Below are 21,739 nucleotides of genomic sequence, written 5' to 3' on the forward strand. Positions count from 1 at the left end.
CCGGCGCCAGCGCCCGTCTGGCCAGACGGGCGCTGGCGAACCAGCTTCCCCGACAGTTAAGCACATCGACGACAGACAATCCTGAGGCGCGAGCGGAGCGAGCCTCGAAGGACGCACGACGATGCAGTAGGAGGAGTGAGCCTCGCCAGACTGCGGCGGGGTAGTGCGTCCTTCGAGGCTCGCCCGCCGAAGTGATCGGCCAGTCGTCGAATGTCGTGCGGGCTCGCTCCTCAGGATGAGGAACGTGGGGGCTCCGGACGCCGCAGGGGTCGGGGAACGATCGGACCGGCGACGACGATGACGATGGCTACGGGACGACGGCCATCGGCCCCGTGTCGGCGCGCGAGGGGTTGGCCAACGAGGGTGCTCATCCCGGGTCGCGCGCCGCAACGCTCCTCATCCGGAGGCGCGAATCGCAACACTCCTCATCCGAGGTGCCCGGCGACGCCGGGCCTCGAAGGACGCACGACCGCGCGCCTGCCTTCGGGCCGCCGCATGGCGTAGTGCGTCCTTCGAGGCTCGCCCGCCGAAGTGAGCCGCCAGTCGTGGAATGTCGCGCGGGCTCGCTCCTCAGGATGAGGAACGTGGGGGCTCCGGACGCCCAAGGGCGTGGCGCCGCCGCATGGGCGAGGACCGCGGGGGGCGATCAGGACCCCGTTCCGTGACACCGCCATCGGCGCCGACGAACGGGCGACGCCCTTCGCCGCGCTGATTGACGTACCTCAGCGTTTTGCCGATAGAGTGCGGCGGGAGGCACGCATGGCTCGTCCGACAGTCAACGATATCGCCAGGGCGGCGGGCGTCAGCCTGGCCACTGTCGACCGCGTGCTCAACCAGCGGCCGGGCGTGACGGACAAGACCGTCGGCCGGGTCAATGCGGCGATCGACGCGCTCGGCTACGTCCGCGACGTGACCGCCGCCAACCTAGCGCGCCAGCGGCGCTATCGCATGACCTTCGTGCTGCCGGAGACGCCTGTCCTGTTCGTCGGCACGCTGCGCGAGGCGATCGCGGAGGCGGTGCGCGGTTCGGCCGCCGACCGCACCGACGTGCGCATCGTGACGTTCCCGGCCGGCAATCCGCATGCGCTGGTGCGGTCGCTGCGCACCATCTCGCGCGCCAACACCGACGGCATGGCGATCTTCGCGCCCGAGACGCCGCACGTTCGCGACGCCATCGCGCGGCTGAAGGCAGACGGCGTGCCGATCGTGGCGCTGGTCTCGGACCTGCCCAACACCGACCGCGACCATTTCGTCGGCATCGACAATGTCGCCGCAGGCCGTACGGCGGGCGTGCTGATGGGCAAGTTCCACGGCCGGCAGCCCGGCACCGTCATGGTGCTGGTGAGTTCCATGCAGGCGCGCGACAATGTCGAGCGCCGCCTCGGCTTCGACCGGGTCATGGCCGAGCGCTTCCCGCTGATCGAGGTGCTGCCCTCCGTGGAAGGCCATGACGACGATGCGGTGACCGCGCGGGTGGTGAGCGAGGTTCTTGACGGCCGCCCGGACGTCACCGGCATCTACTCGGTCGGCCATGGCAGCCGCGCCCTGCTCGACGTGCTCAGGCCCCGTATCGCGCCCGGCGGGCTTTCGGTGGTGGCGCACGAACTGACGAAAGTGACCCGCGAGGCGCTGACATCAGGCATGTTCGACGCCGTGATCAGCCAGAACGTCGGCCACATCGTCCGCAGCGCCATCCGCGTGCTGCGCGCCAAGAGCGACGGCCTCGGCATCGTCCAATCGCAGGAACGCATCCGCATCGAGATCGTGGTGCAGGAAAACCTGCCGTGACGTCCGATGCGATCCCACCGCCCGGCAATCGGCGCTGTCAATGCCCGCTCTGCGGCGGCTGAGGCAGCCTGGCGATTCGCACCGGCAGCGTAATCGAGCCTAAGGCAAACAGCTGAAGGACGCTGAGCGCTACAATCGGCTGAGAACATCAACGAGAGGAGATGCCTGGTACGCCCAAGGGGAATCGAACCCCTGTTTGCGCCGTGAGAGGGCGCCGTCCTGACCGCTAGACGATGGGCGCGTCCAAGATGGAGGCGATATAGACGGGCCCGGGGGAAATTGCAACCGCTCGCGGACGATCCGCGTCTCTTTTCCGCACTCGCGAAATCGTGACTCCGGCCGGGCGGCCTGACGTGTCGTAATGGGCAGGAGCCCCACGACGACGAAGGAGACCGCCATGCCCCTCCCCCGCGCCGCCGCCCTTCTTGCTGCCGCCCTCTTCGCAATCCCGGTGTCTTGGACGGCGGGATCTTCCAGCGCGCAGGCGCAGACCGACCCCGTGCCGTCGAAATGCCTCGCCATCGCCCAGGCGCTGCCCTTCGTGACCTATGCGAGCTTTACGCCCGCCCAGGCGACGCGGTCCTCGGGCGAGGTGACCATCACCTATGCCGGACACTCCACCTACGTGATCGAATCGCCCGGCGGGGTCAGGGTCGCCACCGACTATTCCGGTATCTACGGACGCGATCCGCTGCCGCGCGTCGTCACCATGAACAAGGCGCATTCGACCCACTTCACCAACAACCCCGATCCCGCCATCGAGCACGTCCTGCCAGGCTGGAACCCGGATGGCGGCGAGCCGGCGCGCCATGCGGTGGTGGTGGACGACGTCTACGTCCGCAACGTTACCACCGACATCCGCCGCTTCGGCACGATGGAGGAGAACGCCAACTCGATCTTCATCTTCGAGGTGGCGGACCTGTGCATCGGCCATCTCGGCCACCTGCATCACGCACTGACCGACCAGCATTACGGCGCGATCGGCCGGCTGGACATCGTGATGGTGCCCGTCGACGGCGGCATGACGCAGTCGCTTGCCAACATGAGCGAGATCACCACGCGGCTCTATTCGTCGATCGTGCTGCCGATGCACCGGCACTCGACGCCGATGGGCGAGTTCCTGTCGATGATGGGCGAAGGCTACACCGTCGACTACCGCTCGGAGCGCAGCTTCACGGTGTCGCTGCGCGACCTGCCTCGCCGGCCGACGATCCTGATCCTGCAGGGGGTCTGAGCGCCTTGCCTCCGCGACGGTCCGGTCAGTCGACCGGGCCGTGACCGGCGGAACCGCCGGCTTTCTCCCGCACCTTCTTGCGCCGCGCCAGCATGTTGAGCGTCTCGACCAGCGCCGAGAAGCCCATCGCCGCGTAGATGTAGCCCTTGGGCACGTGGAAGCCCATGCCGTCGGCGATCAGCGTCATGCCGATCATCAGGAGGAAGCCCAGCGCCAGCATGACGATGGTGGGGTTCTTGGCGATGAAGCGCGACAGCGGCTCGGCGGCGATCAGCATCACCGTCACCGCGCAGATCACGGCGATGTACATGATCGCGATCTCGTCGGTCATCCCGACCGCCGTGATGATGGAATCGATCGAGAAGACGAGGTCGAGCAGCAGGATCTGGAAGATCGCGGCGCCGATGGACATGGACACCGCGCCGACGATGTCCTCCTTGGGGTCCTCGGGATCGACGGTGTGGTGGATTTCCTTGGTCGCCTTCCAGACGAGGAACAGCCCGCCCGCGATCAGGATCAGGTCGCGCCAGGAGAAGCCGTGGTCGAACAGGGTGAAGACCGGCGTCGTGAGCGTCACGATGAACGAAACCGTGGCAAGCAGGATCAGGCGCAGCACCAGCGCGGCACCGATACCGATGCGTCTGGCGTTCTTCTGCTGATGCGCAGGCAGCCTGTTGGTGAGGATCGAGATGAAGATCAGGTTGTCGATGCCGAGAACGATCTCGAGAACGACGAGCGTGGCAAGCGCGACCCAGGCGGTGGGATCGGAAAACCAGTCCAGATGCGAGGCGATGACATCGGCGAACGGCATGGACGGGGATCCTTCGGAGACGGTGGAGGAACGGGTACGGCGCTAAACGGTCGCGGTCAACCGCCGTTCCAGAACGCCGGCACGGTCTCTTCCAGGCGCGGCCCGAGCCTGAGCGGCGCGACCTTCTCGGCCAGCCCCGTGCGGTCGGAAATCTCCACGCCCAGGCCGCAGATGGTCGCCGGACCGCTCGCCGCCTCGAAGCGGCCGCGCGGCACCTTGGACAGGAAGCGGTTGAGCGGCTCCTCCTTGTCCATGCCGAGCGACGAATCATAGTCGCCGCACATGCCGGCGTCGGAAATGTAGGCCGTGCCGCCGTTGAGGATCTGGTGGTCGGCCGTCGGCTGGTGCGTGTGGGTGCCGACGACGAGGCTGGCGCGCCCGTCGACGAAATGGGCGAAGCACATCTTTTCGCTGGTCGCCTCGGCGTGGAAATCGATCACCACCGCATCGGCCTGCTCGCCCAGGGGACAGGCGGCAAGTTCGCGCTCGCCCGCCTGGAAGGGATCGTCGAGCTCGGGATGCATGAAGACGCGGCCCATGATGTTGGACACCATCACGCGCGCGCCGTTGCGGGCGACATAGAGGCCCGAGCCGCGGCCCGGCGTGCCGCGCGGAAAGTTGACGGGGCGCAGGAAGCGCTCCTCGTGCGGCGCAAACTGCAGCGCTTCGCGCTGGTCCCAGACGTGATTGCCCGTGGTCACCACGTCGGCGCCGGCATCCAATGTCGAGCGGAAGATGTCCTCGGTGATGCCGAAGCCGCCCGCCGCGTTCTCGCCGTTGACGATGACGAAATCGAGCCTGAAATCCGAAATGAGGCCTGGCAGGCGCTGCCAGACCGCCGTGCGGCCGGAACGGCCCACCATGTCGCCGAGGAAGAGGAGTCTCATGAAAGGAGCTTTAGCCCTCGATCTCGAACCGCCGCAAGCCACTTTCCGTCAGGATCGCCGGCAACGGCACGTCGTGTGGTTCGTCCGGTGCCTGGCTGATCTCCTGGCAGTCGAAGGCGATGCCGTAGAGGCGCGGGTGGAGCCCCCGCGCGTGAAGCCGCGCAATGGCGCGGTCGTAGTGGCCGGCGCCGTAGCCGATGCGATGGCCGCGCGCGTCGAAGGCGGCGAGCGGGACAAGCATGATCGTCGGTTCGAGCACGGCCGCGTCTTCGGGCGGACCGACGGTGCCGAAGCCGGTGTCGACCAGTGGCGCGCCGCGCACCAGTTCGCGGAAGACGATGGTGGTCCTGTCGAGGATCGCCGGCACGCAGAGCCGCGCCCCCTTCTCCGCCAGGACCGCCATGAGCGGCCTCGTGTCCATCTCGCTGCGGATCGGCATGAAGCCCGAGACCACATCGCCGGGTCCGGCGTCGATGGCCGCAAGACCGGTCTCGGCGATGGCAAGCGCGGCCTCGATGCGCCGGTGCGGATCGAGCGCGTCGCGGCGGGCAAGCGCTTCGAGGCGGAGGGCCTTCTTCAACTCGCGGGTGGCGGGGAGGCGTTCTTCGGTCATCGCCAAGCTTTGGACGATGCGGCCTCCGGGTTCAACCCGGCAGGCGACGGATAGATGACGATCCACGACAACCGGTGGAAAGGTTGATCCCGGGTGCCTACAACGTAGGTGGGCGCCGTATGAGAGGACCCACGGGTCCCCCCAGGGACAGCTCCCTTGGGATCAGTAAGGCCCCGGGGAATGTTATTCCTGCCGCGAAGCGCAGACCGCCAATGCCAATATAGGACGTCACCCAGGGCTGCGCCATCCCAATCGAACGCCCCGCGCATGCCAGAACACGACGAGCGGCACCGCGACGAGTTCCATGCCGAGGCCAACGAGATGCCCGGCCGACGGGAGACCAGCGATTGCGAGGGATCCGAGCCGAGCCATGCCGCCTGCGAAAGTCATCAGCGCCAGGAGGCGTAATCGCTCGCCCTTGGTCTCGATGCGTGGAATGCAGCTCCACCAGGCAAGGCCCACGATCAGGAAGACGCCCGACAGGAAGCGCAGGTGGCTGTCGAGGTCGACCGGCCCGGGTACCGCAGCACCGATGAAACGAGGCCCCGCGATGACGCCCGCCACGCCGGCGAAGACCGGCAGGCAGCCTGCGACGGCGATGAACACCTGCAGTGCCCGGCGTCCGGCCGCGTCGCTGCCCTTTGCTGCAAGCTCGGGATCGACTTTCGCTGTCATAGCTGGTGAACGCTGCTACGGCCTGCGAAGTTTCGCACCGCGGTCGTGACGGGCTGCGCCCTTGCGCCTGCCTCTCTCGTTGCCTACGGTTTGCGACAAGTCTGAACAATCATCCGGGACATCCAAGCATGCGTTTCGAAGGCACGGCAGCCTATGTGGCCGACAAGGATCTGATGGTGGCGGTGAACGCCTCCATCGCGCTGGAACGGCCGCTCCTGGTCAAGGGCGAGCCGGGCACCGGCAAGACCGAACTCGCCCGCCAGGTGGCGGGCGCGCTTGGCCTCGACCTGATCGAATGGCACGTGAAGTCGACGACGAAGGCGCAGCAGGGCCTCTACGAATACGACGCCGTGTCGCGGCTGCGCGACAGCCAGCTGGGCGACGAGCGCTTCAACGACATCCGCAACTACATCAAGCGCGGCAAGCTGTGGGAGGCGTTCGACGCGGGACGCAAGGTGGTGCTCCTGATCGACGAGATCGACAAGGCCGACATCGAGTTCCCGAACGACCTGCTGCAGGAACTCGATCGCATGGAGTTCTTCGTCTACGAGACCGGCGAGACGGTGAAGGCGGTGCAGCGGCCGATCGTCATCATCACGTCCAACAACGAGAAGGAACTGCCGGACGCCTTCCTGCGCCGCTGCTTCTTCCACTACATCCGCTTCCCGGAGGCCGATACGCTGCAGAAGATCGTCGAGGTGCACTATCCCGGCATCAAGCAGGCGCTCGTGCGCGCGGCACTGACCCAGTTCTACGAGGTGCGCGAGGTGCCCGGGCTGAAGAAGAAGCCCTCGACCTCGGAGGCGCTCGACTGGATCCGGCTGCTGGTAGCCGACGACGTCGACCCGGCCGACCTGCGCGGCGACGCCAAGAACGCCCTGCCGAAGCTGCACGGCGCGCTGCTCAAGAACGAGCAGGACGTGCATCTGTTCGAGCGGCTGGCCTTCATCGCGCGGCGGCAGGGCTGAGGAGCGGTTCGACGCGGCAGGGCCGCGGCTTCCACGCCAGCATGACGAAACCCGGCCGCGACGCCCTGGACGGCGGCGGGCACGACCATTCCGGAGGAGACGACGCATGACCGACAAGTTCAACCTCTACTACGACCGCGCCGCCTGTTCGCTTGGCGTGCGCATCGCGCTCGAAGCGGCGGGCGCCGACTACACCGACACCCGCGTGGCGATCCGCAAGGGCGAGGCGCAGAGCCCGGACTACCTGAAGGTCAACCCGGCCGGCCGCGTGCCGGCCCTCGGCGTTCCCGGCGAGGACGAGGCGCTGGGTGAACTGACAGCGATCTATTCCTTCCTCGCCGAATTCTTCCCGCAGGCGGGCCTCGTGCCGCCCTCCGGCATGGCCCGTGCGCGGGCGCTGTCGTGGATGTCGATGCTTGCCACCCATGTGCATGCTGCCGGCTTCGGCCCATTCTTCCGCCCGCAGCGCTTCGCGCCCGGCGAGGCAGTGCAGAAGGAGGTGCAGGCGCAGAGCGTCGCCACGATAGCCGACGGCTACCGCCAGATCGAGGCGCGGCTGCCTGCCGGAGGCTTCGCGATGGGAGATGGCCCCACCGCCGTGGACTACATGATCTACGTCTATGGCCGCTGGGCCGAGGCGACGCCGATCAAGGTCGCGGAGCAGTTCCCGAAGCTCGCCGCGCTGGTCGCGCGGGTGGAGGCGCTGCCGCAGACGAAGGCGGCGCTGGAGAAGGAGAACCTGCCGCCGGTTGCCGGCTGAGAACGATGCGCCGATGGCCGAACTGGCACCGCAGCCGCAATGGCTGCAGCGCCGTGGCCCTGGCAGGCGAGCGGATTGCCGCTAGCTTCAGCGTGTCGAAGCAGGAGAGCGCATCATGGAAGGCATGGAACTGAGGGTCCCGACCCCGGACGACGAGGCCGACTGGCGTCGCCTGTGGACCGCCTATCTCGACTTCTACGAAACGAAGGTGCCCGAGGAGGTCTATCGCCTCACCTGGGAGCGTATCCATTCAGGCGGCGCGTTCGAACCGAAATGCATGCTGGCCGTGGTGAAGACGAAGCCGGTCGGGCTGGTGCACTACATCTATCACCGCACCTGCTGGTCGCCCGCCAACAACTGCTACCTGCAGGACCTCTATGTCGAGCCCGACCTGCGCGGCACCGGCCTCGGCCGCGTGCTGATCGAGGCGGTGAAACGCGCGGCGGGCGAGATCGGCGTGACGAACGTCTACTGGATGACGCACGAGACCAACGCCACCGCCCGCAGGCTCTATGACCGCGTGGCGCGGCGGACGGGGTTCATCGAGTATGATCTGCTGTGAGGGGATTCTGCTCTGAAAACAAAACTGATATGATAACGGCCATGCACAAACGAAGCCATGAACCAGCAATGACAGCGCTCGTTGGCGTAGGTCTCTACACGCCCGCGGAGGCGGCAAGGTTGTTGCGCATCCCTGCCGGCAAGATCGCGCGTTGGCTGCGGGGACATGAAGTGAAAGGGAAGTGGTACGATCGGCTCTGGCGACCGCAGATAGACCTCGCTGACGGCAAGGTTTATCTCGGCTTTCGAGATCTGATGGAGATGAGAACCGCTCACGCCTTCATGCAGGCTGGCTTAAGTGCGATTATGGTTCGACGAGCGATCGATGAGGCGCGAAACCTCGTCGAGGACGAGCGTCCTCTGTCCACAAAGAAATTTTTCACCGATGGCAGATCAATCTTCCTGGAGATCATAGATGAAAGTGGCGACCAAAGGTTGCTAGATCTGTTCAAGCGTCAGTACGCCTTCAAACGAATCATGGAAGCGAGCCTGAAAGACGTTGAGTTCGACGGCGCAGCACCGTCACGATGGTGGCCGGTGACTAAAGCCCAGAAGATTCTCATCGATCCGGAAAGGGCGTTTGGTCAGCCCATAGAGGCGGATTCTGGCGTGCCAACCGCAGTGCTGGCATCTGCGGCTAAGGCGGAGGATAGCATTGAGATTGCCGCCAAGCTTTGGCAGGTTTCCGTGCCGGCGATACAGCGCGCCGTAAAATTCGAGAACGAATTGCTTGCGGCCGCATGAAGGTGCTGTTCGATAACTGCACTTCGCCAGTCATGGCATCGACACTTGATGGATTCATTCGCAGCTCTGGACATTGCGCCATACATGTTCGACAGCTTCCGCTCTCCGATCCAAAAGACATCGAATGGATCGAACACATATCAGCAACCGGAGAGGAGTGGTTGGTATTTACTGGTGACCAGAAAATCAGGAAGAACCGAGCAGAAGCAGAGGCATTCCGCCAAGCCCGGTTGCGTGGAGTGGTTCTCGCTCCTGCATACCAAAAGACGCCAATGAACCGATGCTGTGCTGTAATCGTGGACCAGTGGCCTCGGCTACTCGAAACGATCGAGCGATTTGATCCGCCATTTATGTTCGAGTTAAGCATCAACTTCACAGGCCGGTTTAAGCAGCTTTTCGTCTGACCCATGTTCATTCCCTTCTTCCTCGAACTCAAAGCCGCCCGCGTTCCCGTCTCGCTGCGCGAATATCTCACGCTGCTCGAAGCCATGGACGCCCATCTCGTCGATTACGACGTCGAGGGCTTCTACTATCTCGCCCGGGCCACGCTGGTGAAGGACGAGCGCCACATCGATCGCTTCGACCAGGTGTTCGGCCACGTCTTCAAGGGCGTGGAGGCGGTCGGCGGCGAAGCGGCGATCGACGTCGCCAACCTGCCCGAGGAATGGCTGCGCAGACTGGCCGAAAAGCACCTGACCGACGAGGAGAAGAAGCTGGTCGAGGCGCTGGGCGGCTTCGAGAAGCTGATGGAGACGCTGAAGCAGCGGCTGGAGGAGCAGAAGGGCCGCCACCAGGGCGGGTCGAAGTGGATCGGCACCGCCGGCACCTCGCCCTTCGGTGCCTATGGCTACAATCCCGAGGGCGTGCGCATCGGCCAGCACGAGAGCCGCCACCGCCGCGCGGTGAAGGTGTGGGACAAGCGCGAGTTCAGGAACTTCGACGACTCGGTCGAGCTCGGCACGCGCAACATCAAGGTGGCACTGAAACGCCTGCGCCGCTGGATCCGCCAGGGCGCCGACGAGGAACTCGACATTCCCGGCACGATCCACGCCACCGCAGAACATGGCTATCTCGACGTGAAGACCAGGCCGGAACGGCGCAACGCCGTGAAGCTCCTGATGTTTTTCGACGTCGGCGGCTCGATGGACGACCACATCAAGGTGGTGGAGGAGCTGTTTTCTGCCGCGCGCGGCGAGTTCAAGCACATGGAATATTTCTACTTCCACAACTGCCTCTACGAGGGCGTGTGGAAGGACAACCGCCGCCGCCATTCCGAGGTGATTCCGACCTACGACGTGCTGCACAAGTACGGCCACGACTACAAGGTCATCTTCGTCGGCGACGCGTCGATGAGCCCCTACGAGATCGCCTATGCCGGCGGCTCTGTGGAGCACTGGAACGCCGAGCCCGGCATCGCCTGGCTCAAGCGCGTGCTCGACCAGTGGCCGAACGCGGTATGGATCAACCCCGTGCAGCAGAAGCACTGGGGCTACACGCACTCCATCGGCATGATCCGGGAGATCTTCGCCGAGAGGATGTACTCGCTGACGCTGGCCGGGTTGGAAGGCGCGACGAAGGAACTGTCCAGGAAGCACTGACCGGCGTCATTCCGGACCGGAAGCCGAGCGCAGCGGAGGCCTCCGGTCCGGAATCCAGTCCATGGCGTCGGCGACACACACCGCGCAACCGGCAAAGTCACGGAATGGATTCCGGACAGGCTCCACCGCGCTCCGCGCGGTTCGCCTTCCGGAATGACGCGGGCGTGGTTGCGTGGGTGGCCCCACCCCTTCGACAAGCAGAGATCGCCGCACTACATTGACGAAAACACCGCATGGAGGCCCCCATGGACGTCCAAACCTACCCCGTCACCCGCACCGACGCCGAGTGGCGTGCCCGCCTCACGCCCGAGCAGTACTACATCATGCGCGAGCACGGCACCGAGCGGCCGGGGAGCTGCGCGCTGCTGTACGAGAAGCGGCCGGGCACGTTCCGCTGCGTCGGCTGCGATACGCCGCTGTTCGAATCGACGCTGAAGTTCGAGAGCGGTACCGGCTGGCCGAGCTTCAACGATCCCGTTCCGGGCTCGGTCGCGACCACCGTCGACCGCAGCCACGGCATGCTGCGCACGGAGTGCCATTGCGCGACCTGCGGCAGCCATCTCGGCCACGTCTTCCCCGACGGCCCGCCGCCGACTTTCCAGCGCTACTGCATCAATGGCGTGGCGCTGGCCTTCGAGCCGGCCGAACAGTCATAGCCGCTCGACCCGCGACCTAGGGACGCCCCGCCTCGTGCGGGGCGTCGCGCGTTCAGGCGGCCGGCTTTCGCGCGACGAGGTCGATCAGCGCCGACATGCCGGCATGGCCGGGTCCTTCATGGATCGCGCTGTCGTGCTCGTCGAGGCGCAGCATGTCGAAGCCGGCGAAGGCACCTTCCAGCAACGCCCTGGTGTAGAGGTTTTCCCTGACGCGCGGGCCGCCGGTGGCGTATTCGATCTGCTCGGGGCGGTAGCCCTGCATGAGCAGGAGGCCACCGGGCTTCAGAGTGCGCCCGATGCCTTCGAAGACGCGGCTGCGCAGCGCGGGTTCGGCGAACTGGATGAAGATCGCCGCCACGATGTCGAAACGATCCGGCGACCAGTCCCAGTCCTCGATGGCGGCCAGGCGATAGTCGACCGCGACGCCTTTCGCGGCGGCGAGCCGCTGCGCCTTCGCGATGCCGACCGCGGAAAAGTCGAAGGCGGTGACGGAAAGCCCCTGTCCCGCGAGCCAGACGGAATTCCGGCCTTCGCCATCGGCCACGCACAAGGCGCTGTGGCCCGGTTCGAGCAGCGGCGCGCAGGAGGCCAGGAAGGCGTTGGGCTCGGTGCCGAAGACATAGTCATCGCGGCTGTAGCGCTCGTCCCACATGGCGTTCTCGCGTCTCGACCGGTGGCGACTCTAGCGCCCGCCAATGCAGGATCAAGCCGCCCCCGCTCCGATCACAACAGGATGGACAGCGCCAGCCAGCCAAGCACCGCGCACCGTGTCGCCATTGCGGCGAAGGACCCGAGGTCTCCCGCTTGCCGCCAGATGCAGGAGAACAGGAACAGGTTGTAGGGTACGGGCAGCACGTAGACCACAAACACCAGGGCGGCGTGGAGGCCGGCGGCGAGCAGGAGCAGCGACGCCACGGCGAAGGCGACGTTGATCGCCGTGGCGACGAGGATGGTGTCGCGCCAGAACAGCGTGCCGAGATCGATCTCGCCGTGCCAGCGTCGCGCGAAGAAGCCCCGCTTCGGGCGGACGACGGGTCGGATGATGGGAAGTCTGGTCATGGCGCGGTGCGTCCGGGGAACGTTCCAACGCTTTAGGCCAAAGGCCGGCGGGAGGGTATGCACCGACGGCAGCATTTTTGTTCCCGCCGGTGTGCCCGGCGCGGGTCGAAAGCTCTATGCGCCGCCATCGGCGTGCAGCACGTAGAGCTTGCGCGTCGTTTCGTGGATCGTCCACTCGCCGCGCCAGCCGCGCGGCAGCACCAGCATGTCGCCCGCCGCGAGGTTGCGGCTCTGGCCGTCCGCGCCGTGCAGCGTGATACGGCCGGCGATCAGGTGGCAGGTTTCCGACGCGGCCGTCCGGTCGGCCGAAAAGCGGCCTGGCGTGCATTCCCAGACGCCGATCTTCATCAGCCCGTCCTGCGAGCGAAAGAGTTCACGCGATGCCTCCCATTGCTCGCAATCGATCGATGTGGGCTTGCGGGCGGTCGTACCGAGATCGAGCTTGGCGAGGTCTTCATTGACGAGGAAGTCGATCATCGGATGTCCTGAAGGATAGGGATGCCGTTGGCGTGGTTTGGTTCCGCCCGCGTCCCGCCGCCGCCACGCGCAATCATCGATCGGAGCGTCCGAACAGCTGCGACAGGGCCAGGAGAACCGACGTCACCACGATCATCACGGTCGAGATCGCCGCGATCGTCGGATCGATCTGGTCGCGCAGCGCGAGGAACATGTTGCGCGTCAGCGTGGAGTTCTGGCCGCCGGAGACGAACAGCGCCACGATCACCTCGTCGAAGGAGGTAAGGAAGGCGAGCAGCGCTGCGGTGACCACGGAGAAGCGGATCTGCGGCAGCGTGACCAGCAGGAAGGCCCGCGGTCGCGAGGCGCCGAGGCTGCAGGCGGCGCGTTCCTGGTTCATGTCGTAGCTCTTCAGCCCGGAGGCGACGACCAGCACCACCAGCGGCAGCGCCAGCATGGAATGGGCGATGACGACGCCGGGCAGCGTGTTGAGCAGACCGAGCTGGACATAGACGTTGAAGACGCCGATGCCGATCAGGATGAGCGGCATCATGATCGGCATCGCCAGCACCAGCATGGCCAGGCCGCCGAGCCGGGTGCGCGAGACGTGCAGCCCGTAGGCGGCGAGCGTGCCGAGCGGCGTTGCCAGCAGCATCGTCAGCACCCCGGCCTTCAGCGACGTCCAGGTGGCCTGCATCCATTCGAGCGAGCCGAAGTAATTCTCGTACCAGCGCAGCGACCAGGCCTGCGGCGGGAAGCTGAGATACTGCGAGTCCGAAAAGGACATCGGGATGACGATGAGCGACGGGATGACGAGGAACAGCATGACCAGACCGCCGACGGCATAGAGCCACAGCCGACGGCCATGGCTGATCTGCGTTTCGGAGGCGGGACGGGAGAACCACCCGTTCATTTCGCGCCCCCCATCAGCCGCTCGAAGCCGGCGAGCCGGGACGCGAGATAGAGGAGTGCCACGGTCAGCACGAGCAGGACGACGCCGAGCGCACTGGCTGCGCCCCAGTTGAAGAACAGTTCGATGTCGGTGGCGATGCGCATCGACACCAGGATGACACGTCCGCCGCCGAGCAGCGCCGGCGTGATGTAGAAGCCGAGGCAGAGGATGAAGACGATGGTGGCCCCGGCCACCAGGCCGGGAAGCGACAGCGGCAGGTAGACCGCCCAGAAAGCCCGCGAGGGCGAGGCGCCGAGATTGGCCGCCGCCTTGACGTAGTCGCCGTCGATCGCCCGCATCGAGCCGTAGAGCGGCAGGATCAGGTAGGGCAGCATGATGTGCGTCATGCCGATCAGCGTGCCGGCGAGATTGTGCACCAGGGGCAGCGGCTCCTGCCACAGGCCAAGGCCCATGCCCCAGTCGTTGACGATGCCCTGACGCTGCAAAAGCACCAGCCAAGCATAGGTGCGCACCAGAACCGATGTCCAGAACGGCAGGAGCACGGCGATCATGCACAGCGCAGCAATCCGCCGCGGCAGCTGCGCCAGCAGATAGGCGAGCGGATAGCCCAGCAGCACGCACAGCGCCGTGGTGACCAGGCTCACCTCGAAGGTGGTGCGGAAGATCCGCGCGTAGGAGGCCTGACTGGCCAGCCGGCGGTAATGCTCGAGGCTGAACTCGCCGGCATCCGACAGGAAGGACAACCAGAACAGCCAGCCGATCGGTACGACCAGCATGACGAAGACGAGCAGCAGCGCAGGCAGGCTGAGGCTGAACAGCGTCCAGTGCTCGCGAACCCCGTCGCGGTGCAGGAGGGCTGCATGCGGTGCCGACGAGGGCGCGATCCCGCTCACGCCGGCTTCTCCTCGAGCGGAACCAGGAATGCATCGCTGCGATCGAGTCCCAGCCGGACCGGCTCGCCGGTCTGCGGCAGGGTCGCCATCGCCGCGCTCGACGTCATGCCGCGAACGCTGACCGCCGCACCCGACGCCAGCTCCACGTCGAGCACGAAGCTCTCGCCCTGGTAGATGAAGCGGGCGACGCGGCCGGCGAGCACGTTGACATCGGGTCCGCTCTGCTGCCCGTCCGGGAGGATGCGCAGCTTTTCGGGCCGCACCATCAGGAACATCGCGCCGTCGGCGGCTTCTGCCCCGTCGCCGAGTTTCAAGGGCACGCCATCGAGCGTGACGATGCCCTGCGACACCTTCACCGGAAGAAAAGCGGATTCGCCGACGAACTCGGCCACGAAGCGGCAGGACGGCCGCTCGTAGATGCGGCGCGGCGTGTCGAGCTGCATGATGCGGCCCTTGTCGATCACGGCGATGCGGTCCGACATGGTCAGCGCCTCGCGCTGGTCGTGGGTGACGTAGACGGTGGTCATGCCGAGCGTCTCGTGCAGTTGCCGAAGCTCGACCTGCATGTGCTCGCGCAGCTGCTTGTCGAGCGCCGACAGCGGCTCGTCCATCAGCAGGATACGCGGCTCGTAGACGATGGCCCGCGCGAGCGCCACGCGCTGGCGCTGGCCGCCCGACAGTTGCTCGATGCGGCGCCCGCCATAGCCGCCGAGCTTGACGGTCTCGAGCGCCTGTTCCACCCGCCGCGCGATATCGCCCCTGGAAACGCCGCGCAGGCGCAGCGGAAAGCCGATATTGCCGGCCACGTCCATGTGCGGGAACAAGGCGTAGCTCTGGAACACCATGCCGACGTCGCGCTTGTGGGGCGCCAGCCGCACCACCTCGCGGTCGCCGAAACGGACGCTGCCGGAATCGGGCCGGTTGAAGCCTGCGAGCACCATCAGCAGCGTGGTCTTGCCCGAGCCGGAGGGGCCGAGCAGGGTCAGGAACTCGCCGCTCCTGACCTCGAGGTCCACGCTGTCGAGCGCGTGGAAGCGGCCGTAGGTCTTGGTGACCCTGTTGACGCTGATCGGAAGTGCGCCGCCCCGGTTCATGCCCGATGTCCGCCCCGGTCACTCTCGCCTGAAAATGCGGAGGCGATGTCGCGAGCGGCATCGCCTCCGGACTGTGGTGTTGCGAAACGGCCTGCCGTCACTCGGTCAGCATGTCCTGGTAGGCGGCGGAGGCCTCTGCCTCGTTCTTGATGTACCATTGCAGGTTGATGGGCAACTGCTTGGCCGCGTTATCGGGATGGGACGGCAGCAGGCGGGCGTAGTCGTCCTTGATCAGGCCGAGCTCGTAGGCCTTCACGTTGGTCGGGCCGTAGGTGATGTAGTTGGTGAAGTCGGCCTGGTATTCCGGCTTGGAGATCTCGGCCAGGAACTTCATGGCCAGGTCCTTGTTCGGGGCGCCCTTGGCGATGGCGTAGCAGTCGTAGTCGAGCAGCGCCTGATTGAAGGTGTACTTGACCGCCGCGCCGTTCTTGGCGGCCACGTCGAAACGACCGTTCCACCCGGTCACCATGTCGACTTCGCCATCGACCATCAGCTGGGCGTGCTGGGCACCCGACGACCACCAGACCGCGATGTGCGGCTTCAGTTCGCGGATCTTGTCCAGCGCCCGCTTGAGACCTTCCGGCGTCGAGAGCACGTCGTAGACCTGGTCGGCCGGCACGCCATCGGCCATCAGTGCAGGCTCGAGCGCACCGGCGACCGAGTTGCGGTAGGCGCGCTTGCCCGGGAACTTCTCGACGTCCCAGAAATCCGCCCAGCTCTGCGGGCCATTGTCGCCGAAGGTCTTGGTGTTCCAGGCGAGCACCGTCGAGAACACGTCGCCGCCGACGCAGAAGTCCTGGTAGAGGCCCTCCTGGAAAGTGGATACGTCGATCACGGAATAGTCCAGCGGCTCCAGGATGCCCTCGGCGCCGGCGCGCGCTGCGCTGCCCGATCCGCTGGCAACCACGTCCCAGGTGACGGCGCCCGACTTCACCTGCAGGCGCAGGTCGGCGATGCCGCCATAGGTCTCCTCGCGCACGGTGATGCCCATCGCCTTGGCGGCCGGCTGGAACAGCGCCTTGCTCTGCGCCTCCTGATAGGCGCCGCCAAAGGACACGACCGTGATCTCGTCCGCCAGCGCCGGCAGCGCGAACACGGTCGCAGCGTGCAGGGCCGCGAGCGCGACGGTGCAGTTCAGCAGTTTCCGCTCAAGCATGACACTCTCCCATTGTCGTTTCGGTCGCTTGCGGCTCTTGGGCTTCGCAGGACCGTAGCATCAGTCTGGTCTAATTTGGTCGGCATTCCAGTGCCATTATGAAATGACGGGCAGACCACTTGCGCTCTCGCAGCCCTTCAGCCGTGGTCCGCCAGAATGAGTTCCGCCCCCTTCCAGCCCGTCATCATCGCCGGCCCGTTGATGTTGCCAGACGGCAGCAGCGGAAAGACCGAGGCGTCGACGACGCGCAGGCCGGCCAGCCCGTGCACCTTCAGCCGTGCATCGACGACGTCGCGCGTCGCATCGGGACCCATCCGGCACGTCCCGCTCGCATGGAACACCGAGCCGGCGCGTTCGCGCAGGTCGGCCTCCATGTCGGCGCGCGTGACCACGTCCGGGCCAGGCCGCAGTTCGCGCTCGATGATCTCCGCCAGCGGCCCGGCCGCCGCGATCCGCCGCAGCATGGCGGCACCGTCGAGCAGTTCCTCCACGTCATCCCGCTCGGCGAGGTAGTTGGGCTGGATCGTCGGCGCGGCGAACGGATCGGCCGAGCGCAGCCGCACGTGGCCACGGCTCTTCGGGTGGCAATTGGAGACGCCGAGCAGGAAGCCGGGTTCCGGGTCGGGCAGCATGAGCTGCCGCTTGCCGGGCGTCGCACGGGTGTAACTCAGCGGCGAGAAGTAGAGCTGCATGTTGGCCCGCGGCCGGGAAGGATCGGACCGGAAGAAGCCGCCGGCCTGGTTGACGCTGAGCGACAACGGCCCCGTCCGTGTCGCCAGATAGCGCAAACCGACGAGGACGCGCGCCCACCAGGGCCTGAGCACGGAGTTCAACGTCGGCCTGTTGGCGCGGTAGACATGGTCGATGCAGAGATGGTCCTGCAGGTTCTCGCCCACGCCGGCCAGCGCATGCACCACCGCGACGCCCCGCGACTGCAGCAGGGTGCCCGGCCCGACGCCCGACAGCTGCAGGAGGTGCGGAGAATTGATCGCGCCGGTCGACAGGATCACCTCGCGGCCCACCCGCGCCGAATGGGTACGATCGCCAATGCGGTACTCGACGCCGACGGCCTGCCGCCCTTCGAACAGGATCCGGGCTGCGTGGGCATGGGTGATCACGCGCAGATTCGCCCGTCGCATCGCCGGCCGCAGGAAAGCCGAGGCGGCCGAGGCGCGCACGCCCCTGCGCGTCGTGATCTGGTAAAGGCCGGCCCCTTCCTGCGTGGTGCCGTTGAAGTCGCAGTTGCGCGGCAGTTGAACCGCTTCGCAGGCCGCGACGAACGCTTCGCAGGTCGGGTGCTCGGAGCCCGAGATACTCGTCACCGTCAGCGGGCCGCCGCGCCGCGGTGCTCGTCCGCGCCCGCCAGGTTGTCCTCCATCCGCCGGAAGACCTCGCCGACGCCGCGCCATCCCCAGCCCGGATTGCCGAGCGCCTCCCAGGAATCATAGTCCTCGCGCTGGCCCCGGATGAACACCATGGCGTTGATGGCGCTCGACCCGCCGAGCACCTTGCCACGTGGCCAGTAGGTTTCGCGGTCGCCGAGGCCAGGAACCGGCTCGCTCGTGTAGCGCCAGTTCAGTTCCGGATGGTGGAAGGTCTTGCCGTAGCCGATCGGCATCCGGACCCAGAAATTGCGATCGCTTCCTCCAGCCTCCAGCAACAGGACGCGGTGACGCCCGCTTTCGGTAAGGCGGTTCGCGAGCACGCAGCCGGCCGAGCCGGCGCCGACGATGACGAAGTCGTAGCTGTCCATCGGCCGAGTCTAGGTCTTCAGGAGCCGCAGACGCAGCGGCCATTCTGGAAACTCGGCCGGGCCACTTATGGCTTAAGCGAATCGATCGCTTCGGCGAGACGGTCGACGCCAGCACGGATTTCCGACGGTGGTGAGGTGCTGAAGCCTATGGCGAAGCCTTTCGCCGCCACCGGCGCGATGCAGAAGCGCGCCAGCGGCGCGACGATCACGTTGCGCAGCGCCGCCGCATCGGCCACCGACTTCTCGTCATGGGCAGTCAGCAGGTGGCCGACGGTCTGGATGCCGCTTTCGGTGCGCTTGATTTCGACGGCGCCCGCCAGCCGGTGAGAGGACGCGTCGATCAGCACCTCGTGCCTTTCGGTATAGACCTTGCGCATGCGCCGGATGTGGCTGGCGAAGTGTCCCTCCTCGATGAAGCTTGCCACGACCGACTGCAGCATGGTCGAGGCGCCCTGGAACGCTGCTCCGGCGATGCGGGCGAAGACGTCCGACAAGGGGGCGCTCACCACCATGAAGGCGATGCGCAGCCCCGGAAACAGCGACTTCGAGAAGGTGCCGACATAGATGACCCTGCCGACCGTATCGACGCTCTTCAATGTCGGGGGCGGATGGCCGGAATAGTAGAACTCCCCGTCGTAATCGTCCTCGACGATCCAGGCGTCGGCCCTGTCGGCCGCCTGGAGCAGTTCGAACCGCCGCTGCAGGCTCATCACCGCGCCGAGCGGATGCTGGTGGGAGGGCGTGACGAAGGCGAGGCGGAAGTTCGGCTCCGCCCCGAGCCCGGCGGCAACGTCGATGCCCTCGTCGTCGACGGGCACCGGCACCAGCTTCGCACCGCATGCCAGGAGACTGTTGCGCGCGCCGATCGCGCCGGGGTTCTCGAACCAGACGGCATCGCCAGGGTCGAGCAGCGTGCTGCCGATGCGGTTGAAGGCCTCCTGCGCGCCGTTGACGATGAACACTTCCTCCGGATCGCAGACGATGCCCCGGTTGGCGCGCAGGTGCGCGGCAATGGCCTGGCGCAGTTCCCGCAGGCCGCCGGGTTCCGGATAACCCAGCATGTGGCCGCGCGCCGAACGCCAGTGGCGCGCCGTCAGTTTGGCCCACAACGGCATCGGGAACATGTCGAGCGCAGGCAGGCCGGTCACGAAGGGTCGCGGCTTCGTCGGGTGCGAGAGCCGGGGAAAGAACTGTTCGGAAGCACGGCTTGCCAGGCTTGCCAACCGGGTCGGCTGCTTGACGTCGCCTGCGCGATCCGGCTGCACGGACTTTGCCTTCAGCGCGTCGCTGACATAGGAGCCGGAGCCGACCCGGGAGACGAGGAGCCCCTCCGCCGTCAGCGATTCATAGACGCTGATGGCCGTCGTGCGCGAAATCCCCTGGTCGTGCGCGAAGGTGCGGCTGGACGGAAGCCGCTGCCCGGGCGCCAGCACCCCCGACAGGACGAGTTCACGGATCGCGCTCACCAGCTGCACGGCGATCGGCCGACCGGATTCGCGGTCGACGCGCAGCGTGGGCAGCAGGGCGCCGCCAGCGTATTTCATGCCCTCACCTTGCGGAAAACGGATGCGCAGATGATCGAAATGGTCTCAAATGGCCCTCCAGAATATTCAAAGTGGCTCTTATCGGCAGACCAATATGAACGGAATAGTCCGAGACGCCAAGGCGAACGACGCTGCGGCGCGGCCGGGAGCGACGCGCCATCGCCCGTTTCGGGCATGACACCATGCGCGGATTTCTCAGATGAAGATCAAGACCATAGAAACCTTCTCCAGCCCCTATGTCGCCTTCGTCAGGGTGACCGCGGAGGACGGCTCGACCGGCTGGGGCCAGGTCGCGCCCTATCACGCCGACCTCACCGCGCTCGTCCTGCACCGGCAGGTCGCGCCCTGGGTTCTCGGCACCGAGGTCCACTGTGATCTTGACGATCTGATGGATCTGGTCGGTGAGCGCGAGCACAAGTTCCCGGGCTCGCATCTGCGTCGCGCCATGGGCGGCTTCGATACCGCGCTGTGGGACCTGCGCGGCAAGCTTGCAGGCAAGCCGGTCGTCGAGCTCCTGGGCGGCAAGCCGGCCACGCTGCGGGCCTACGCCTCGTCGATGAAGCGTGACATCACGCCGGCCGACGAGGCCGAACGCTTCCGCCGCCTGCGCGGCGAGCATGGCTTCGACGCCTTCAAGTTCCGCGTGGGCGCCGAGGTCGGCCGGAACGTCGACGAGTGGCCCGGCCGCACCGAGGAGATCATCCCGACGATCCGCCGCGCACTGGGTGACGGGGTCGACCTGCTCGCCGACGCCAACAGCTGCTACTCCCCCGCCCGCGCCATCGAGGTTGGACGGCTGATGGAGGCGCACGGCATGGTGCACTACGAGGAGCCCTGTCCCTACTGGGAACTGGAGCAGACGCGGGAAGTCACCGAGACGCTGGACATCGACGTCACCGGCGGAGAGCAGGACTGCGAGTTTTCGGTCTGGAAGCAGATCATCCGCGACCGGGTCGTCGACATCGTCCAGCCCGACATCCTCTATCTCGGCGGGATGGCGCGATCGATGCGGCTGGCGTCGATGGCGGCTGCGGCCGGCATGCCGGTGACGCCGCACGCGGCCAACCGCAGCATGGTGACGATCTTCACCATGCACTATCTCGCCGCCATCCCGAACGCCGGAAAGTACCTCGAACTGTCGATCGAGCGCGAAGACTACTATCCCTGGGAACAGGGCCTGTTCCTGACCGACCCCTACCGCGTCGAGGACGGCCACGTCCGCATCTCGGATGCACCCGGCTGGGGGCTGGAGATCTCCCCCGACTGGCTCGAAAACGCCACCTATCAGGCAAGCAGGCTGGACGCATGACCGAAGAACTCGAAACGCTCGTGGCGCGCTATCGGCCGGGCGGAAGTGTCGAAGGACTGCCGGCGACGCACTTCATCGGCGGCGCATGGACCCCATCGGCGGCCGGCCGGACGATGGAGAGCATCGACCCCGGCACCGGCCTCGCGTTCCACGACTTCGCGGCGGGCGACGCCGAGGACGTGGACCGCGCGGTGCGCGGCGCCGACGCGGCCCTGCGCGGCGCCTGGAGCCGCGTGTCGCCCGCCGCGCGCGGCGCCGTGCTCGCCC

General features: G+C 66.5%; 25 protein-coding genes, 1 tRNA gene and 1 other RNA gene. 11 read left to right on the forward strand and 16 right to left on the reverse strand.

Annotated features, from left to right (window positions below; genetic code table 11):
- Positions 1-759 precede the first annotated feature (759 nt).
- Positions 760-1,788, forward strand: coding sequence for a LacI family DNA-binding transcriptional regulator (locus N1F91_RS29340; protein WP_289997367.1), 1,029 nt, complete (start codon positions 760-762; stop codon positions 1,786-1,788).
- 166 nt (positions 1,789-1,954) lie between these two features.
- On the opposite strand, the gene N1F91_RS29345 is transcribed toward N1F91_RS29340, so the two are convergent.
- Positions 1,955-2,029, reverse strand: a tRNA-Glu gene (locus N1F91_RS29345).
- Between the two features lie 156 nt (positions 2,030-2,185).
- Here N1F91_RS29345 and N1F91_RS29350 point away from each other — a divergent pair.
- Complete coding sequence (locus N1F91_RS29350) at positions 2,186-3,022, forward strand: MBL fold metallo-hydrolase (protein WP_289997368.1); 837 nt, start codon at positions 2,186-2,188, stop codon at positions 3,020-3,022.
- Positions 3,023-3,047: 25 nt separating this feature from the next.
- Here the strand turns inward: N1F91_RS29350 and N1F91_RS29355 are convergent, their stop codons facing one another.
- The 5 genes from N1F91_RS29355 to N1F91_RS29375 form a co-directional block, all read right to left on the reverse strand.
- Positions 3,048-3,833, reverse strand: coding sequence for a TerC family protein (locus tag N1F91_RS29355; protein WP_289997371.1), 786 nt, complete (start codon positions 3,831-3,833; stop codon positions 3,048-3,050).
- Between the two features lie 56 nt (positions 3,834-3,889).
- Positions 3,890-4,720, reverse strand: coding sequence for a YmdB family metallophosphoesterase (locus tag N1F91_RS29360; RefSeq protein WP_289997374.1), 831 nt, complete (start codon positions 4,718-4,720; stop codon positions 3,890-3,892).
- Between the two features lie 10 nt (positions 4,721-4,730).
- Entirely contained in the window at positions 4,731-5,333 is a 603-nt protein-coding gene (locus tag N1F91_RS29365) for a 5-formyltetrahydrofolate cyclo-ligase (RefSeq protein WP_289997376.1), read from the reverse strand.
- A gap of 55 nt (positions 5,334-5,388) precedes the next feature.
- Positions 5,389-5,544, reverse strand: a non-coding RNA gene (ssrS, locus tag N1F91_RS29370) — 6S RNA.
- Positions 5,545-5,561: 17 nt separating this feature from the next.
- A complete protein-coding gene (locus tag N1F91_RS29375; protein ID WP_289997377.1) occupies positions 5,562-6,008 on the reverse strand; it encodes a DUF4345 domain-containing protein in 447 nt (148 codons plus the stop codon).
- A gap of 128 nt (positions 6,009-6,136) precedes the next feature.
- Between N1F91_RS29375 and N1F91_RS29380 the strand changes: the two genes are divergently transcribed.
- The 7 genes from N1F91_RS29380 (at position 6,137) to msrB (ending at position 11,295) form a co-directional block, all read left to right on the forward strand.
- Entirely contained in the window at positions 6,137-6,976 is an 840-nt protein-coding gene (locus tag N1F91_RS29380) for a MoxR family ATPase (protein WP_289997379.1), read from the forward strand.
- Positions 6,977-7,082: 106 nt separating this feature from the next.
- Complete coding sequence (locus tag N1F91_RS29385) at positions 7,083-7,736, forward strand: glutathione S-transferase family protein (RefSeq protein WP_289997380.1); 654 nt, start codon at positions 7,083-7,085, stop codon at positions 7,734-7,736.
- Between the two features lie 115 nt (positions 7,737-7,851).
- On the forward strand, positions 7,852-8,298 hold the full coding sequence (locus tag N1F91_RS29390) for a GNAT family N-acetyltransferase (protein ID WP_289997381.1): 447 nt from the start codon (positions 7,852-7,854) through the stop codon (positions 8,296-8,298).
- Positions 8,299-8,366: 68 nt separating this feature from the next.
- Positions 8,367-9,041, forward strand: coding sequence for a hypothetical protein (locus N1F91_RS29395; RefSeq protein ID WP_289997382.1), 675 nt, complete (start codon positions 8,367-8,369; stop codon positions 9,039-9,041).
- Entirely contained in the window at positions 9,038-9,445 is a 408-nt protein-coding gene (locus N1F91_RS29400; RefSeq protein WP_289997383.1) for a hypothetical protein, read from the forward strand. The genes N1F91_RS29395 and N1F91_RS29400 overlap by 4 nt, the downstream gene beginning before the upstream one ends.
- Positions 9,446-9,448: 3 nt before the next feature.
- On the forward strand, positions 9,449-10,639 hold the full coding sequence (locus N1F91_RS29405; protein ID WP_289997384.1) for a VWA domain-containing protein: 1,191 nt from the start codon (positions 9,449-9,451) through the stop codon (positions 10,637-10,639).
- Positions 10,640-10,884: 245 nt separating this feature from the next.
- Positions 10,885-11,295: a peptide-methionine (R)-S-oxide reductase MsrB gene (gene msrB / locus N1F91_RS29410; RefSeq protein WP_289997386.1), complete on the forward strand. Its 411-nt coding sequence runs from the start codon at positions 10,885-10,887 to the stop codon at positions 11,293-11,295.
- Between the two features lie 52 nt (positions 11,296-11,347).
- Here msrB and N1F91_RS29415 read toward each other — a convergent pair whose 3' ends face one another.
- The 10 genes from N1F91_RS29415 to N1F91_RS29455 form a co-directional block, all read right to left on the reverse strand.
- Positions 11,348-11,947, reverse strand: coding sequence for a class I SAM-dependent methyltransferase (locus tag N1F91_RS29415; protein ID WP_289997388.1), 600 nt, complete (start codon positions 11,945-11,947; stop codon positions 11,348-11,350).
- Between the two features lie 71 nt (positions 11,948-12,018).
- Positions 12,019-12,354: a hypothetical protein gene (locus N1F91_RS29420; protein WP_289997389.1), complete on the reverse strand. Its 336-nt coding sequence runs from the start codon at positions 12,352-12,354 to the stop codon at positions 12,019-12,021.
- Between the two features lie 114 nt (positions 12,355-12,468).
- Positions 12,469-12,831, reverse strand: a complete 363-nt coding sequence (locus tag N1F91_RS29425) for a cupin domain-containing protein (protein WP_289997391.1) — start codon at positions 12,829-12,831, stop codon at positions 12,469-12,471.
- 73 nt (positions 12,832-12,904) lie between these two features.
- Positions 12,905-13,723, reverse strand: coding sequence for an ABC transporter permease (locus N1F91_RS29430; RefSeq protein ID WP_289997392.1), 819 nt, complete (start codon positions 13,721-13,723; stop codon positions 12,905-12,907).
- Positions 13,720-14,616, reverse strand: a complete 897-nt coding sequence (locus N1F91_RS29435; RefSeq protein ID WP_289997394.1) for an ABC transporter permease — start codon at positions 14,614-14,616, stop codon at positions 13,720-13,722. Before N1F91_RS29435 ends, N1F91_RS29430 begins: the two co-directional genes overlap by 4 nt.
- Positions 14,613-15,710, reverse strand: a complete 1,098-nt coding sequence (locus tag N1F91_RS29440) for an ABC transporter ATP-binding protein (RefSeq protein WP_289997396.1) — start codon at positions 15,708-15,710, stop codon at positions 14,613-14,615. Before N1F91_RS29440 ends, N1F91_RS29435 begins: the two co-directional genes overlap by 4 nt.
- Before the next feature lie 97 nt (positions 15,711-15,807).
- Positions 15,808-16,866: an ABC transporter substrate-binding protein gene (locus N1F91_RS29445; RefSeq protein ID WP_289997398.1), complete on the reverse strand. Its 1,059-nt coding sequence runs from the start codon at positions 16,864-16,866 to the stop codon at positions 15,808-15,810.
- A gap of 137 nt (positions 16,867-17,003) precedes the next feature.
- Positions 17,004-18,188: a GMC oxidoreductase gene (locus tag N1F91_RS29450; RefSeq protein WP_354670575.1), complete on the reverse strand. Its 1,185-nt coding sequence runs from the start codon at positions 18,186-18,188 to the stop codon at positions 17,004-17,006.
- 2 nt (positions 18,189-18,190) lie between these two features.
- Positions 18,191-18,619 (reverse strand): GMC family oxidoreductase N-terminal domain-containing protein, encoded by a 429-nt coding sequence (locus N1F91_RS31225; RefSeq protein ID WP_354670576.1) that lies wholly within the window; start codon positions 18,617-18,619, stop codon positions 18,191-18,193.
- Between the two features lie 65 nt (positions 18,620-18,684).
- On the reverse strand, positions 18,685-20,163 hold the full coding sequence (locus N1F91_RS29455; RefSeq protein WP_289997399.1) for a PLP-dependent aminotransferase family protein: 1,479 nt from the start codon (positions 20,161-20,163) through the stop codon (positions 18,685-18,687).
- A gap of 199 nt (positions 20,164-20,362) precedes the next feature.
- On the opposite strand from N1F91_RS29455, the gene N1F91_RS29460 reads away from it, so the two are divergent.
- Together N1F91_RS29460 and N1F91_RS29465 are read left to right on the forward strand one after the other, a co-directional pair.
- A complete protein-coding gene (locus tag N1F91_RS29460) occupies positions 20,363-21,472 on the forward strand; it encodes a mandelate racemase/muconate lactonizing enzyme family protein (protein ID WP_289997400.1) in 1,110 nt (369 codons plus the stop codon).
- Positions 21,469-21,739, forward strand: a 271-nt coding sequence (locus N1F91_RS29465; protein WP_289997401.1) for an aldehyde dehydrogenase family protein, incomplete at its 3' end; no start/stop codon positions are given. The genes N1F91_RS29460 and N1F91_RS29465, both read left to right, overlap by 4 nt.

The organism is Aquibium sp. ELW1220 (genome assembly GCF_030398385.1).
GTDB lineage: Bacteria > Pseudomonadota > Alphaproteobacteria > Rhizobiales > Rhizobiaceae > Aquibium.

What these genes read in the sequence shown, in the direction of transcription:
- N1F91_RS29375 (WP_289997377.1), bottom strand. Translation starts at nt 6,008, where the DNA reads ATGACAGCGAAAGTCGATCCCGAGCTTGCAGCAAAGGGCAGCGACGCG.
- N1F91_RS29380 (WP_289997379.1), top strand. Translation starts at nt 6,137, where the DNA reads ATGCGTTTCGAAGGCACGGCAGCCTATGTGGCCGACAAGGATCTGATG.
- msrB (WP_289997386.1), top strand. Translation starts at nt 10,885, where the DNA reads ATGGACGTCCAAACCTACCCCGTCACCCGCACCGACGCCGAGTGGCGT.
- N1F91_RS29355 (WP_289997371.1), bottom strand. Translation starts at nt 3,833, where the DNA reads ATGCCGTTCGCCGATGTCATCGCCTCGCATCTGGACTGGTTTTCCGAT.
- N1F91_RS29460 (WP_289997400.1), top strand. Translation starts at nt 20,363, where the DNA reads ATGAAGATCAAGACCATAGAAACCTTCTCCAGCCCCTATGTCGCCTTC.
- N1F91_RS29350 (WP_289997368.1), top strand. Translation starts at nt 2,186, where the DNA reads ATGCCCCTCCCCCGCGCCGCCGCCCTTCTTGCTGCCGCCCTCTTCGCA.
- N1F91_RS29400 (WP_289997383.1), top strand. Translation starts at nt 9,038, where the DNA reads ATGAAGGTGCTGTTCGATAACTGCACTTCGCCAGTCATGGCATCGACA.
- N1F91_RS29455 (WP_289997399.1), bottom strand. Translation starts at nt 20,163, where the DNA reads ATGAAATACGCTGGCGGCGCCCTGCTGCCCACGCTGCGCGTCGACCGC.
- N1F91_RS29360 (WP_289997374.1), bottom strand. Translation starts at nt 4,720, where the DNA reads ATGAGACTCCTCTTCCTCGGCGACATGGTGGGCCGTTCCGGCCGCACG.
- N1F91_RS29405 (WP_289997384.1), top strand. Translation starts at nt 9,449, where the DNA reads ATGTTCATTCCCTTCTTCCTCGAACTCAAAGCCGCCCGCGTTCCCGTC.
- N1F91_RS29440 (WP_289997396.1), bottom strand. Translation starts at nt 15,710, where the DNA reads ATGAACCGGGGCGGCGCACTTCCGATCAGCGTCAACAGGGTCACCAAG.
- N1F91_RS29365 (WP_289997376.1), bottom strand. Translation starts at nt 5,333, where the DNA reads ATGACCGAAGAACGCCTCCCCGCCACCCGCGAGTTGAAGAAGGCCCTC.
- N1F91_RS29340 (WP_289997367.1), top strand. Translation starts at nt 760, where the DNA reads ATGGCTCGTCCGACAGTCAACGATATCGCCAGGGCGGCGGGCGTCAGC.
- N1F91_RS29395 (WP_289997382.1), top strand. Translation starts at nt 8,367, where the DNA reads ATGACAGCGCTCGTTGGCGTAGGTCTCTACACGCCCGCGGAGGCGGCA.
- N1F91_RS29445 (WP_289997398.1), bottom strand. Translation starts at nt 16,866, where the DNA reads ATGCTTGAGCGGAAACTGCTGAACTGCACCGTCGCGCTCGCGGCCCTG.
- N1F91_RS31225 (WP_354670576.1), bottom strand. Translation starts at nt 18,619, where the DNA reads ATGGACAGCTACGACTTCGTCATCGTCGGCGCCGGCTCGGCCGGCTGC.
- N1F91_RS29415 (WP_289997388.1), bottom strand. Translation starts at nt 11,947, where the DNA reads ATGTGGGACGAGCGCTACAGCCGCGATGACTATGTCTTCGGCACCGAG.
- N1F91_RS29390 (WP_289997381.1), top strand. Translation starts at nt 7,852, where the DNA reads ATGGAAGGCATGGAACTGAGGGTCCCGACCCCGGACGACGAGGCCGAC.
- N1F91_RS29430 (WP_289997392.1), bottom strand. Translation starts at nt 13,723, where the DNA reads ATGAACGGGTGGTTCTCCCGTCCCGCCTCCGAAACGCAGATCAGCCAT.
- N1F91_RS29420 (WP_289997389.1), bottom strand. Translation starts at nt 12,354, where the DNA reads ATGACCAGACTTCCCATCATCCGACCCGTCGTCCGCCCGAAGCGGGGC.
- N1F91_RS29385 (WP_289997380.1), top strand. Translation starts at nt 7,083, where the DNA reads ATGACCGACAAGTTCAACCTCTACTACGACCGCGCCGCCTGTTCGCTT.
- N1F91_RS29425 (WP_289997391.1), bottom strand. Translation starts at nt 12,831, where the DNA reads ATGATCGACTTCCTCGTCAATGAAGACCTCGCCAAGCTCGATCTCGGT.